This window comes from Streptococcus cristatus ATCC 51100 (assembly GCF_011612585.1).
GTDB classification, from domain to species: domain Bacteria; phylum Bacillota; class Bacilli; order Lactobacillales; family Streptococcaceae; genus Streptococcus; species Streptococcus cristatus_H.
In genome coordinates this window covers 660,330-674,215 of sequence record NZ_CP050133.1, presented here as the reverse complement: position 1 = coordinate 674,215, position 13,886 = coordinate 660,330, and the positions used below count along the sequence as shown (strand labels likewise).

Annotated in this window: 13 protein-coding genes; 3 read left to right on the top strand and 10 right to left on the bottom strand. The window is 43.0% G+C overall.

Translation table 11 applies throughout. The features are described from left to right. Positions 1-216: 216 nt before the first annotated feature. The 3 genes from HBA50_RS03350 to HBA50_RS03340 all read right to left on the bottom strand — a co-directional run bounded on the left by HBA50_RS03350 (position 217) and on the right by HBA50_RS03340 (position 3,878). Entirely contained in the window at positions 217-1,641 is a 1,425-nt protein-coding gene (locus HBA50_RS03350) for an NADP-dependent glyceraldehyde-3-phosphate dehydrogenase (protein ID WP_045496494.1), read from the bottom strand. A 235-nt stretch (positions 1,642-1,876) separates the two neighbouring features. Further along, positions 1,877-3,610: a phosphoenolpyruvate--protein phosphotransferase gene (gene ptsP / locus HBA50_RS03345; RefSeq protein ID WP_045496492.1), complete on the bottom strand. Its 1,734-nt coding sequence runs from the start codon at positions 3,608-3,610 to the stop codon at positions 1,877-1,879. A gap of 4 nt (positions 3,611-3,614) precedes the next feature. Next, positions 3,615-3,878: a phosphocarrier protein HPr gene (locus tag HBA50_RS03340; protein WP_005589589.1), complete on the bottom strand. Its 264-nt coding sequence runs from the start codon at positions 3,876-3,878 to the stop codon at positions 3,615-3,617. A gap of 442 nt (positions 3,879-4,320) precedes the next feature. Here HBA50_RS03340 and nrdH point away from each other — a divergent pair, with 442 nt between their 5' ends. From nrdH to nrdF, 3 genes are all read left to right on the top strand, one after another. Next, positions 4,321-4,539, top strand: a complete 219-nt coding sequence (gene nrdH, locus HBA50_RS03335; RefSeq protein WP_005589588.1) for a glutaredoxin-like protein NrdH — start codon at positions 4,321-4,323, stop codon at positions 4,537-4,539. A 94-nt stretch (positions 4,540-4,633) separates the two neighbouring features. Further along, complete coding sequence (gene nrdE / locus HBA50_RS03330; protein WP_045496489.1) at positions 4,634-6,793, top strand: class 1b ribonucleoside-diphosphate reductase subunit alpha; 2,160 nt, start codon at positions 4,634-4,636, stop codon at positions 6,791-6,793. 126 nt (positions 6,794-6,919) lie between these two features. Further along, a complete protein-coding gene (gene nrdF, locus HBA50_RS03325) occupies positions 6,920-7,885 on the top strand; it encodes a class 1b ribonucleoside-diphosphate reductase subunit beta (RefSeq protein ID WP_005589584.1) in 966 nt (321 codons plus the stop codon). 62 nt (positions 7,886-7,947) lie between these two features. Here nrdF and HBA50_RS03320 read toward each other — a convergent pair whose 3' ends face one another. The 7 genes from HBA50_RS03320 to HBA50_RS03290 all read right to left on the bottom strand — a co-directional run bounded on the left by HBA50_RS03320 (position 7,948) and on the right by HBA50_RS03290 (position 13,743). Next, positions 7,948-8,946, bottom strand: coding sequence for a PhoH family protein (locus HBA50_RS03320; RefSeq protein ID WP_045496483.1), 999 nt, complete (start codon positions 8,944-8,946; stop codon positions 7,948-7,950). A 90-nt stretch (positions 8,947-9,036) separates the two neighbouring features. Continuing rightward, positions 9,037-9,252 carry a YozE family protein gene (locus HBA50_RS03315; RefSeq protein WP_005589581.1) on the bottom strand — a complete coding sequence of 72 codons (216 nt, stop codon included), beginning with the start codon at positions 9,250-9,252 and terminating at the stop codon, positions 9,037-9,039. Beyond that, positions 9,253-10,107, bottom strand: coding sequence for an RNA-binding virulence regulatory protein CvfB (cvfB, locus tag HBA50_RS03310; RefSeq protein WP_005589579.1), 855 nt, complete (start codon positions 10,105-10,107; stop codon positions 9,253-9,255). A gap of 99 nt (positions 10,108-10,206) precedes the next feature. Next, entirely contained in the window at positions 10,207-10,764 is a 558-nt protein-coding gene (gene frr / locus HBA50_RS03305) for a ribosome recycling factor (RefSeq protein WP_005589576.1), read from the bottom strand. 19 nt (positions 10,765-10,783) lie between these two features. Next, on the bottom strand, positions 10,784-11,509 hold the full coding sequence (gene pyrH, locus HBA50_RS03300) for a UMP kinase (protein WP_005589574.1): 726 nt from the start codon (positions 11,507-11,509) through the stop codon (positions 10,784-10,786). A gap of 129 nt (positions 11,510-11,638) precedes the next feature. Then, entirely contained in the window at positions 11,639-12,853 is a 1,215-nt protein-coding gene (locus HBA50_RS03295) for an ABC transporter permease (protein WP_045496477.1), read from the bottom strand. Then, on the bottom strand, positions 12,850-13,743 hold the full coding sequence (locus HBA50_RS03290; protein ID WP_045496474.1) for an ABC transporter ATP-binding protein: 894 nt from the start codon (positions 13,741-13,743) through the stop codon (positions 12,850-12,852). Before HBA50_RS03290 ends, HBA50_RS03295 begins: the two co-directional genes overlap by 4 nt. Positions 13,744-13,886: the final 143 nt, after the last annotated feature.

Below are 13,886 nucleotides of genomic sequence, written 5' to 3'. Positions count from 1 at the left end.
AATACTAATTCTACAGGCTTTTACCTTAATTATTTGATATAAAAATAGAGATAAAACGGTTAAAATTTGTATAGACCAATATGTAAATTTACATTTTAAAATGATAAGTAATCGAAAATATAAAGGCTTGCTTATTTTTATATTGTTCGAACACTTGTTATAGAATTACAAGTTCATCAATGTAAGAAAAAAGGCCGCACAAAGCCGCCTTTCTCATTATTTCACATCAAACACGATGGATTTCACTTGTGTCATCGCTTCGATACTGTACCGAATCCCTTGCACTCCGGCTCCAGACCCCTTAACACCAAGGAATGGGAAGTTATCTGGACCACGCTGGGTCTTGTTATTGATGTGTACAGTACCCACTTCCAATTTTTCAGCAATTTCAAATGCTTTCGGAAAATCATTTGTAAATACTGAAGATTGCAGGCCAAATTCTGACTGGTTACAAATCTGAATAGCCTCTTCAAGGGAAGTCACACGAATAATCGGAAGAACAGGACCAAATGGCTCTTCCCAAGCTAATTTCATATCTAGTGTCACATGGTCAAACAAGGCAGGCCAGATGAGATTTGCTTCACGTTTGATTTCTGTCAAGGCTGACGCTCCCTTTTCTTGAGCATCTTCAATCAAGCCCCAGATGAAATCTGCTGATGCATGATCAATGACTGGTGTGATATCCGCATTATCAAAGGGATCCCCAACCGTCAGTTTCTCTACCTCTGCCTTAATCAGCGCCGCTAATTTATCTGCTACGCTCTCCATGACAATGACACGTTTAATAGCCGTACAGCGCTGACCGGAATAACTGTATGCTCCGCCAACAATCTGCTTAGCTGCATGCTCCAAGTCGGCATCTTCCAGCACAACTGCAGCATCCTTACCACCCAATTCTAACATAATTGGACGCATACCAGCTAACTTACCGATGCGCTCACCGATTGGAGTGGAGCCAGTAAAGTTAATGTAGTTTACTTCCTTATGCTCAATGATGTAGTCTCCGATTTCTGAACCGCGGCCAGTGATGGTATTGAAAACACCAGCAGGCAGACCTGCCTCAGCAAAAGCCTGAGCCAAGAGCAAACCAGAGATTGAACCTTGAGTAGGTGGCTTAAACATCACGACATTTCCGCCGATAAGGGCAGGAGCAATTTTAGAAGCAGACAGATTAACTGGGTAGTTAAATGGCGCAATAGCCAATACAACTCCTACAGGCTCACGGCGGACTACAGCTAGTTTTTTCTTGCTGGCAGCTTCAAAACCCCCGCCTTCCATAACCTGACCGTGAATACGAATCCCCTCTTCAGCTGCATAGCGAATCAAGTCTGCTGTTCGGACTACCTCTCCGACTGCCGCTTTAATGCCCTTAGCAACTTCTTTTGCCAGAATTTCGCCGATTTTCTCCTGATCACGCTCCAAAATATCCGCAGCCTTATGCAAATAAGCCGCACGTTCAACCGCTGAAAGAGCGCGCCAAGCTGGCAAAGCCGCACGGGCGCTCGCCATCGCATAATCAACCTCTGCCTGACTCATGGCAGGCACAGTTCCTAAAATCTCATTATTGATAGGAGATGAGATGGTGATTTCATTTTCAGAAGCTCTCCACTCTCCATTTATATAGTTCTTATATTGTGTCACGTGTCCCCTCCAAAATGTTATTAAGTATCATTTTATCAAATTTTCTGAAAATTTCAACTAAATTTTATAAATTTAAGGAAATTTTTCACAAATTTCACAAATCATTTTCTTTTGTTTATATGAACTCTCCATATTTCTCGATTTTTCATCGAGTCTCACTTTCTACACTAGGTCTACTATGACGCTGAAGAAAAGTAAAAAAGACCAGGAAAATTTCCTGATCTTAATTTTCAGATTAATTGAAGTCAAGATATTCTTTTTCAAGTTCAAGAACTTCTTCCATCGTTGCACATTCAGTCAATGCGCGTTGTGCAAGTTCTTCCATCTTCTTCGTATCCAATTTCTTCATAAGGCTACGAGTCCGAAGAACTGAAGTTGCACTCATAGAGAATTCATCCAAGCCCATTCCGACAAGAAGCGGCACAGCTGTTTGGTCACCGGCCATTTCCCCACACATACCTGCCCATTTGCCTTCAGCGTGAGCAGCCTTAATAACATTGTTGATCAAGCGAAGGATTGATGGGTTGTATGGTTGGTAGAGGTATGAAACTTGTTCGTTCATGCGGTCGGCAGCCATTGTGTATTGGATCAAGTCGTTAGTACCGATAGAGAAGAAGTCAACTTCTTTGGCAAATTGATCCGCCAACATTGCTGCCGCTGGAATTTCAATCATGATACCCACTTGGATATTATCCGCTACAGCAACGCCTTCAGCTTGCAATTTCGCTTTTTCTTCTTCGTAAACTGCTTTAGCTTTACGGAATTCTGTCAAGAGAGCAACCATCGGGAACATGATGCGCAATTGTCCATGGACAGAAGCACGCAAGAGAGCGCGGATCTGTGTACGGAACATAGCGTCACCAGTTTCAGAGATAGAGATACGCAATGCACGGAAACCAAGGAATGGGTTCATTTCATGCGGCATATCGAAGTAAGGAAGTTCCTTATCTCCACCGATATCCATTGTACGAACGACAACAGGTTTACCATTCATTCCTTCAAGTACAGCCTTGTATGCTTCGTACTGCTCGTCTTCTGTTGGGAAGTCTTGTGAATCCATGTAAAGGAATTCTGTACGGTAAAGACCTACGGCTTCAGCACCATTTGCATTGACACCTTCAACGTCTTTTGGTGTACCAATGTTAGCAGCGAGTTCAAAGTGTTTGCCATCGGCAGTCACTGTTTGAGCATCTTTCAAGAGAGCCCATTCAGCTTTTTGCTTCGCATAAGCTTCACCAGCTGCCTTAAATGCTGCTGCTTGCTCTTCAGTTGGGTTAATGATTACTTCACCAGTGATACCATTAGCTGCGATGATATCGCCGTCTTTAACGAGTTCAGTAATATTATTTGTTCCCAATACCGCTGCGATTTCAAGCGTACGCGCCATGATTGCAGAGTGGCTTGTACGTCCACCGATATTGGTTACAAACGCCTTAACAAATTTCTTGTCTAATTGAGCTGTATCAGAAGGAGTCAAGTCATGTGCAATTACAACTGATTCTTCATTGATAGAAGCTGGATTTGGTAATTTCTTGCCCAAAAGGTTTGCCAAAACACGCTTCGTTACGTCACGAATATCTGCCGCACGTTCTTGCATGTATGGATTGTCTTCCATACCTTCAAAAATAGCGATAAACATGTCTGTAACTTCTTTCAGACCAGCTTCCGCATTTACTTTCTTAGTACGGATCGTTTCTTTGATTTGACCAACCATTTCAGGGTCAGCGAGTACCATTAAGTGAGCGTCAAATACTTGAGCTGCTTCTTCACCAAGGCTATCTACTGCTTTCTCACGGATAACAGAAAGCTCGTTCTGTGAAGCTTCAAGAGCTGCATCCAAACGAGCCTCTTCTGCATTCGTATCATCGACTGAAACAGTCTCAAATGACAAATCCGGTTGAACTAATAGATATGCCTTAGCAACAGCAACACCGTCAGATGCTGCAATTCCTTTAAGCATTTCTGTCATTTTCTTATGCCAATCCTTCTTTTTCCATTGTTTCTGAGATAGCAGCGATAGCATCATCCGCGTCTGCACCTTCAGCTGAGATTGTAACGTCAGCACCTTGGCCAACACCAAGACTCATAACACCCATGATTGATTTAAGGTTTACTGATTTACCTTTGTACTCAAGAGTGATATCTGAAGCAAATTTGCTAGCTGTTTGTACCAACAATGTTGCTGGACGCGCGTGAATACCTGTTTCTGCCACAATGTGGAAATCTTTAGAAGCCATAGTTAGACTCTCCTTTAAAATAATTCTTTTTGAGTTAAAGTGATAACCCTTACAAGTTGATATTATATCACTTTTTGAAATCTTTTTCAAGAATTTTATAGCCCGCTTACAAAATATTTCGTTAGACTTTGAAAATGAATTCTGTTTTAAAATAGTAGATTCAATCGTCAACTCCCTCTCTTTCCGAAATAGTTTCAAGGCTTTCTTCCTTATAATGAATTCTTCTTGGTCTAGCTTCGCTTAAAGTACAGTAAGCGCTGTTACTCCTTGTGGTTATTTATCTTTATTTCGATGTTTTACACACTATATATTGTATCTCAATAGTTGCTATAAGAAAATATCATACAATATTTAGTTCAAAACTGTTGACATCGAATTCGCTTTTAGATATACTAGTTTCAGATTTAAATTTAAGAAAATGAAAGTATAGAGGAATCATCTAATGGTAACTATTTACTCTAAAAACGATTGTGTTCAATGCAAGATGACCAAGCGTTTTCTTGATACCAACAATGTAGAATATCGCGAAATCAACCTTGATGAGCAACCAGAATACATCGACCATGTTAAAAGCCTCGGTTTCAATGCAGCGCCTGTTATTCAAACACCAACTGAAGCATTTTCTGGTTTCCAGCCTGGTAAACTTAAAAAATTATCATAATCTCGCCAGTATTTAGAGCTTTGTTGCCGCTCCTATCATTCGTAGGAGCCGTTTATTTTGTAAAAGCAAAAGACATTTTAGAAAAAGGAAAATTATGGGACTCAAACACTTAGAAGATGTGACTTACTTCCGTCTAAATAACGAAATCAACCGTCCAGTCAATGGGCAAATCATGCTTCACAAAGACAAAGAAGCCTTGGAAGCCTTCTTTAAAGAAAATGTTGAACCAAACACGATGAAGTTTGCTTCTATTACTGAAAAAATTCAATACTTAATCGAAGAGAACTACTTGGAAAAAGAATTTATCCAACTCTATTCTCCTGAATACATTGAAGAATTGTCTGCTTTTATCCATGCTCAAGATTTCAAGTTCAAATCTTTCATGGCTGCCTATAAATTCTATAACCAGTATGCACTGAAGACAAATGATGGTGAATACTATTTGGAAAGCATGGAAGATCGGGTGCTCTTCAACGCCCTCTACTTTGCCAACGGAGATGAAGCCATTGCCAAGGATATTGCTAATGAAATCATCCACCAGCGCTATCAACCGGCTACACCAAGCTTCCTCAATGCTGGCCGGGCTCGTCGTGGTGAATTGGTTTCTTGTTTCCTCATCCAAGTAACTGATGACATGAACTCAATCGGCCGCTCCATTAACTCTGCCCTGCAATTGTCTCGTATCGGAGGTGGGGTCGGTATTTCCCTCAGCAATCTGCGAGAAGCTGGAGCGCCTATCAAGGGTTATGAAGGAGCTGCATCTGGCGTTGTTCCTGTTATGAAACTGTTTGAAGATAGCTTCTCCTATTCTAACCAGCTGGGCCAACGTCAGGGAGCTGGAGTTGTTTACCTCAATGTCTTCCACCCAGATATCATCGCTTTCCTTTCTACCAAAAAAGAAAATGCTGACGAAAAAGTTCGGGTCAAAACCCTCTCACTCGGTGTTGTCATTCCAGATAAGTTCTATGAATTGGCGCGCAAGAATGAAGATATGTATCTCTTCAGCCCTTACTCAATCGAACGTGAATACGGTGTACCATTTGCCTATATCGATATCACAGAGAAATACGATGAGCTAGTTGCCAATCCTAATATCACCAAGACTAAGATCAAGGCCCGTGATTTGGAAACAGAGATTTCTAAACTCCAACAAGAGTCTGGCTATCCTTATGTCGTAAATATCGATACAGCTAACCGTGCCAATCCAATTGACGGTAAAATCATCATGAGCAACCTTTGCTCAGAAATCCTACAAGTTCAGGAGCCTAGCCTCTTGAATGATGCTCAAGAGTATCTACACTTAGGAACAGATGTATCATGTAACTTGGGTTCTACTAACGTCGTCAATATGATGACTTCGCCTGACTTCGGAAAATCCATCCGGACTATGACACGCGCCTTGACCTTTGTCACTGACAGCTCACACATCACAGCTGTGCCTTCTATCGACAACGGTAACAGTCTGGCGCATACCTTTGGTCTGGGAGCTATGGGACTGCACAGCTACTTGGCACAGCAGCTGATCGATTATGGATCAGCGGAAGCTGTAGAGTTCACCAGCATCTACTTCATGCTCATGAACTACTGGACTTTAGTTGAGTCTAACAATATCGCTCGTGAGCGTGGCGTGACCTTCCACAACTTTGAAAAATCTGACTATGCCAACGGCACTTACTTTGACAAATACCTGACGGGTGAATTTGTACCTAAGTCTGACCGTGTGAAGGAACTTTTCAAAGATATCTTTATCCCAACCGCTGCTGACTGGGCAGAACTTCGTGACAAGGTAAAAGCGGACGGTCTCTACCACCAAAACCGCCTAGCTGTTGCACCAAATGGTTCTATCAGCTACATCAACGATGTTTCTGCTTCAATCCATCCAATCACTCAGCGGATCGAAGAACGTCAGGAAAAGAAAATCGGTAAGATTTACTATCCTGCGGCAGGTTTGTCAACTGAGACCATTCCTTACTACACCAGCGCCTATGACATGGACATGCGCAAGGTGATCGATGTCTATGCAGCCGCAACTGAGCACGTGGATCAAGGACTTTCACTCACACTCTTTATGCGCAGCGATATTCCTAAGGGCCTCTACGAGTGGAAAAAAGAAAGCAAGCAAACAACCCGTGACCTTTCTATCCTGCGTAACTATGCCTTCAACAAGGGAATCAAGTCCATCTACTACGTCCGCACCTTTACTGACGATGGCGGCGAAGTAGGAGCTAACCAATGTGAAAGCTGTGTGATCTAGTAAGTAACAATTTACAATTACACCATTTAAATTCAACAAAATAAAAAAACACCTATCGCAATGTCGCCAAGGAAATCATTCCATCGGCGACATAAGCAAGTATTAGAAGTTTAAAGCGAGATTATCATGGAAACATACTATAAAGCCATAAACTGGAATGCTATCGAAGATGTCATTGACAAATCAACTTGGGAAAAGCTGACGGAGCAATTCTGGCTCGATACGCGTATCCCCTTGTCAAATGACCTAGACGACTGGAGAAAACTATCAAACAAAGAAAAAGACTTGGTCGGCAAGGTCTTCGGAGGATTGACATTGCTGGATACCCTCCAATCTGAATCTGGTGTAGATGCCCTACGCAAGGACGTCCGTACTGCCCACGAAGAAGCCGTCTTCAACAACATCCAATTTATGGAGTCCGTTCACGCAAAATCTTACTCTTCTATCTTTTCTACCTTGAATACCAAGGCTGAAATTGAAGAAATCTTTGAATGGACTAACACAAACCCATACCTACAAAGAAAAGCAGAAATTATCAATGAAATCTACCTCAATGGTAGCCCCCTTGAAAAGAAGATTGCCAGTGTTTTTCTTGAAACCTTCCTCTTCTACTCTGGTTTCTTTACACCCCTCTACTATCTCGGTAACAACAAACTGGCCAACGTTGCGGAAATCATCAAACTGATCATCCGTGATGAGTCTGTTCACGGAACTTACATTGGTTACAAATTCCAACTTGGTTTCAACGAATTGCCAGAAGAAGAGCAAGAAAAACTCAAAGAATGGATGTACGATCTGCTCTACACTCTCTACGAGAATGAAGAGGGTTATACAGAAAGTCTCTATGACGGTGTTGGTTGGACCGAAGAAGTGAAAACCTTCCTTCGTTACAATGCCAACAAGGCCCTCATGAACCTAGGACAGGATCCACTTTTCCCAGATTCAGCAGACGATGTCAATCCAATCGTCATGAACGGAATCTCAACAGGAACATCTAACCACGACTTCTTCTCTCAAGTCGGAAATGGTTACCTTCTTGGTGAAGTTGAAGCCATGCAAGACGATGACTACAACTACGGTTTAACCAAATAATTTGCAGACACTAGAAAACGACTAACTTGCTCATCAAGTTAGTCGTTTTTTATCATTTATCCTCAGCTAGTGCTTTTGTCTTCAGCTACTTCACTATCCTCTTTCTTAGGAGCTGGAGGTTCATAGGCACGGATAATTTGCGCCACTACTGGATGGCGAACCACATCCTTGGCTGAGAAATGCACAAAATCGATCTGGGAGATATTTTTCAATTTCTCTTGAGCGTCAATGAGGCCAGACTTAACATTGCGAGGCAGATCAATCTGACTGATGTCACCATTGACAATCATCTTGGACTGGAAGCCGAGACGTGTCAGAAACATCTTCATCTGCATGATGGTGGTATTCTGCGCTTCATCCAGAATGACAAAAGCATCATCCAGCGTCCGCCCCCGCATATAGGCCAGGGGTGCAATCTCAATGATTTCTCGCTCCATCAGACGCGTCGTCTGGTCCTTGCCCAAAATCTGATACAAGGCATCATAGACCGGTCGCAGATAAGGATCTACCTTTTCCTTAAGGTCACCAGGCAGAAATCCCAAACTCTCACCGGCTTCTACCGCTGGTCGCGTCAAGATGATGCGTTTGACCTGCCCACGCTTGAGAGCTGTCACGGCCAAGGTCACCGCTAGAAAAGTCTTCCCTGTTCCAGCTGGCCCGATACCAAAGACGATATCATGATTTTTAACACTGTCCACATAGATTTTCTGGCCAAGTGTCTTGACCCGAATCGGCTTGCCATAGCTGTCCTTGATAATCTCTTCTTCATAAAGAGCTACAAACTTATCAATCTCGTCATTTTTGACCATGGTAATGGCTGTTACCACATCGGGCGTTCCGATAGTCATACCACGATTGACCAAGACCAAGAGAGCCTGAATGACCTGGCGAGCCTCCTCACAGGCGGCCTCCGTGCCCAGAATCTGCACAATCTCGGTTCGGGCATGGATGGTGACATTTAATTCCTGCTCCATCAGGCGCAGATGGCGTTCATTAGAGCCAAAGAGATGAAAGGCATCATCTGGATGGCCCAGTTTCAATTCTACTGAATGTTCCTGCAAACAAAGAACCTCTCTACTTTATTTTTTTGAATGAATTATCTTTATTATATCAAAGCAAGCAGAAAATGACTATCCCTAGCCACTATCCACTTAATGGGCCTGATATTCTTCCCAAATCGCATCAAACTCGCCCAAGTTAAAGGAAAAATTTGCGTGCTCCTCCAGAAAACGACTGACCTCATCAAAATCATCCGTATGCTTGGGAAAGGCCGTGTCCTGAAAAGCCAAATCCGCCAAAATAGCTTTGGGCTTATTACTTTTAGGATTGCGCTCTGTCATTAGCCAGCTGTAAAAAGATTTTCTCATTTAAACCAGCTCCGTCCCAGTCGGATCTTGCTTGATTTTACCGGCTTTCATGAGACCGCCCAGGGCTTTTTTAAACTGGCCTTTGGAAATGCCAAAAGTAGCCTTGATGTCGTCTGGTGAAGACTTGTCGTTCAAAGTCATGAAGCCGCCGTTGCTCTCCAGATAAGTCAGAATCATCTGAGCATCATTTTCCAGCATTTCAAAGGAGCGAGGCTTGAGGGAGAGGTTAAGGGTGCGGTCTACTTCACGGAAGCCAATCACTCGTGCGTCCAAGACCTGCCCCAGACGTGGCTCTGCATAGCGCTCGCTCGGATGGATGAAGCCCAGCATATTATTCTCTGGCAGGTAGACAAAGGTACCAGAAAGCTTGAGGCGATAAACGATGGCTGGCCAGTTTTGGTTCTGCATGTTATTGTAGGCAGGACGAGCCAGACGCTGGAAATCCTCCTGATAAGCCAGTTGACCCCAGATGCGGTCTTTCTTGTCCACATCCAGACGAATATAGAGGCGGTCGCCCTTCTTAGGCCAAAGTTCCTTGATTTCTGGCAAGATGTCTAGTGACACGACGATTTGCTTATCTGGCAAACCGGTATCGACAAAGACGCCGAGATCCTTGCGAACCTCCGTCACTGTTCCCCAGCCAAACTGCTCTTGGGTAGCTGTGACTTCAAGAGTCGTCAGGCGAAGCTTCTGCTTCATATCGCTATAGGCAAAACCCTTGACAGATTGACCGAGCTCATGTTGCCCTTCTTCCTTAGAAAGGGCATAGGTTTGTCCATCCTTCTGGACAAAGTAAAAACGATCGTTTTCATCTGTGATAATCCCCACGATGAAGCTAGCAAGATTTGTGTTCATATAGTCCTACTTCTACCTTGCCTCTTCTAATCGCAAGGATTTTTATGTTAAAACAACTCAGCCAGCCTAGGCCAACTGAGTTTTGATTCTGCTAAAATATTAAACTTCTAGAAGTTCTTTTTCTTTAGTCGCTGTCATGTCATCGATATGCTTCACTGCATCATCAGTGACTTTTTGGATATCCTTTTCAAGAACTTTCAATTCATCTTCAGTGATTTCTTTAGCCTTTTCCTGTTTCTTTGCTTCGTCCATAGCGTCGCGGCGGATGTTACGAATCGCAATCTTAGCATTTTCACCGACTTTTTTCACTTCTTTAGCCAATTCACGACGAGTTTCCTCCGTCAGAGCTGGAATAACCAAACGAATGACAGATCCGTCGCTAGATGGTGTGATACCTAAGTCAGAGGCATTGATCGCACGCTCGATATCCTTGATAGAAGACTTGTCAAAAGGTGTCACCAAAAGAACACGCGCTTCTGGAATTGTGATAGAAGAGAGTTGGTTAAGCGGTGTCTCTACTCCATAGTATTCCACATGGATACGATCCAAAAGGCTAGCATTAGCGCGGCCTGCACGGATGCTACCAAATTCACGCGCCAAGCTTTGGTGCGAGTGGGTCATTCTTTCTTTTGCTTTTTCTACAATTGCATTTGCCATTTTCTTTTCTCCCTGATTTTTATAAATTATTTGAGACAGTTGTCCCGATTTGCTCGCCAAAGACCACTCGTTTGATATTGCCAGGTTCATTCATGTTAAAGACGACTAGGTCAATGTCATTGTCCATAGAAAGGGTAGAAGCAGTCGAATCCATGATACGCAAGCCTTTGTTAATAACGTCACGGTGGGTCAATTCATCAAACTTCACAGCTGTTTTATCCTTGTTTGGATCGGCATTGTAGACTCCATCTACACCATTTTTAGCCATGAGAATAGCGTCTGCCTCAATTTCCGCAGCCCGCAGAGCAGCTGTCGTATCTGTTGAGAAATATGGTGAACCAATACCAGCACCGAAAATAACAATCCGACCTTTTTCTAGGTGACGAAGAGCACGTCCACGAATATAAGGCTCAGCTACCTGCTGCATGGCAATTGCTGTTTGAACGCGAGTGTCAACGCCCACTTGCTGCAGAGAATCTGCCATTACAAGTGCATTCATAACTGTTCCCAACATGCCAGTATAGTCCGCTTGAACACGATCCATGCCTGCTTCTGCTGCCGGCTCGCCTCGCCAAAGATTACCGCCACCGATAACCAAGGCAATTTGAATGCCCAGTTCATGGACTTCCTTGATTTCTTCAGCCATCTTTTGAACAGTGGCGATATTGATACCCACACCTTTTTCGCCAGCCAAAGCTTCTCCAGATAGTTTAATCAAAATACGCTTATATTTAGGTTCTACCATTTTTCTACTCCTTGTTTTGTCTGTACTATTTTACCATAAATTCCACTTTTTACCTAGCCCTATTATTCAAAATATTAAATTAAAATACAAAAAGAGAACTTCACCAGATGACTCCAGTGAAGTTGTGATTTATTTATATTTTAAAGCACGTTTGAAGGTCTTCCAAGCTCCCAAATCATCCGTCTGCAGGACAAGGCTGGAGTAGATTCGCGCGATGAAAACTGTCATCATAACCGCAAAAGCAACTGTAATTCCTAGAGAAATCCAAGCTTCCAAGCTGGTCGCATAACCATTGATAGCTCGGAAAGGCATGAAAAAGGTTGAGATGAAAGGAAGATAAGAACCAACCTTCAAAATCACATTATCTCCTGCTGCCCCCAAAGCTGAAACTCCCATGAAGCCGACTAAAATCAGCATGATAACTGGCGAAAGGACTTTTCCTGTATCTTCTGCTCGTGCCACCATGGAACCAAGAAAGGCCGACAAGACGACATACATAAAGATACTAACTGCTACAAAAGCTAGAGTATTCAAGGAAACAGCTTCTCCGATATACTGCTGAATAGCCGGATTGCTCTTCAAGACTTGAGATACAAGTGGAATCCTGTTCGCAAAGAGAAGGGCTGCCAACCCACCAAGCACATAAATGCCTAGATGGCTAAGAATCACCGCAAAAATCCCAATCATACGAGCATAGAAATAATCGGTTGCCTTAATACTAGAGAAGATAACTTCCATGATTTTTGTACCCTTTTCACTGGCCACATCTTGGGCAGTAACGCTGGCATAAGTAATCAGAATCATATAGAGCAGTAAGCCCAGCCCCATTGCAGCAAAGGTCTGAACCATCTTCTTGCTTTCTTTATTTTCATCAATTTTTTCTTCAAACTGGACTGTCCGCGCAAGAATCTGACTCTGCTCATCTGATAAATTGGCCTGAGCCAAGTTTAAAGCCTGCTGAACCTGGATAAGGGAATTAGAAAGAGCCATTTTCGTTGCAGTATTCATACTGGTTTCTGCATAGTAGGTGGCAGAAAGCTGTCCATCTCTTTCCTCAATCGTCAGATAGCCCGCGATTTTCTTATCTTTTACAGCCTGCTTGGCTGCGGCTTCATCTTTGTAATCAAAGGTCAGCTGATCTTCAGCTCTTAAAACTTCTCTGACAGAATCAAGCTGGGTCAGCACTGCTACCTTTTGAGAAGAGGCTATGGAGCTTCCCTGCAGATAGCCAATCCCCAAGCTTAGCCCAAGAAAGAGAAAAGGAGACAAGACCATAAAGACAAAACTCCAAGACTTGACATGACGCAGGTAGGTTTCTTTGATGACGATTAACATTTGTTTCATACTTCCACCCCTGATTCTAATTTAAAAATTTCATCAATTGTCGGTGCCTGCTGGTCGAAAGTTGCTACATAGTTTCCCTTAGTCAAGCGACTAAACAATTCAGGACCAGCTGTTTCGTCGTCCAAAATCAATTTCCAGATTCCTTGCTTGGTCTGTGTCGCCTTGACAACATGGGGCAGGGCTTCTAATTCAGCCTGGGACAGGTCACTTGAAACGAAAAGACGAGTCTTGCCATATTGGTTGCGGACTGCCTGTACATCCCCATTGAGGACCACTTGCCCGTCACGAATCATCAGGACATCATCGCACAGCTCTTCCACATTTGTCATGACATGATCCGAGAAGATAATCGTCGCTCCGCGCTTTTTCTCCTCAATAATGACTTCCTTTAGAATTTCAGTATTGACAGGATCCAGACCGCTGAAAGGCTCATCTAAGATGATCAAGTCTGGCTCATGCAAAAGCGTGATAATCAGCTGAACCTTTTGCTGGTTCCCCTTAGACAAACTCTTGATTTTGTCGGTTAATTTCCCCTTGACCTGGAGTTTTTTCATCCACTGGGGCAGTTTTTCTTTAACAACAGCGGTCGGCACTCCTTTTAGATTTGCCAGATAGCGCACTTGCTCAAAGACCGTCAGCTTGGGCATCAAGCTTCTTTCCTCTGGCAGATAGCCAATCCTGCTATAGGTCTCCTGCTCAATAGCCTGCCCTTCGAAACGAATCTCTCCACTATAGTCTAGGAAGCGCAAAATACTGTGAAAAATCGTTGTTTTCCCAGCACCGTTTTTCCCAATCAAACCAAGGATATGCCCCGGCTGGGCTTCAAAATCAATACCGAACAACACTTGCTTTTGCCCAAAACTTTTTTCTAGTTTTTCTACATGCAGCATATGAAACCTCCTGTTATGATACTAAGATTATTATACTACTTTGAAAGCAGGTTTTCAACTTTTTGTCCTAGTATACAAGAAATTTTCTCTCTATTTTTCATAAATAGAATATAAAACTCACTCCAGCTAACACCACAAAAAAA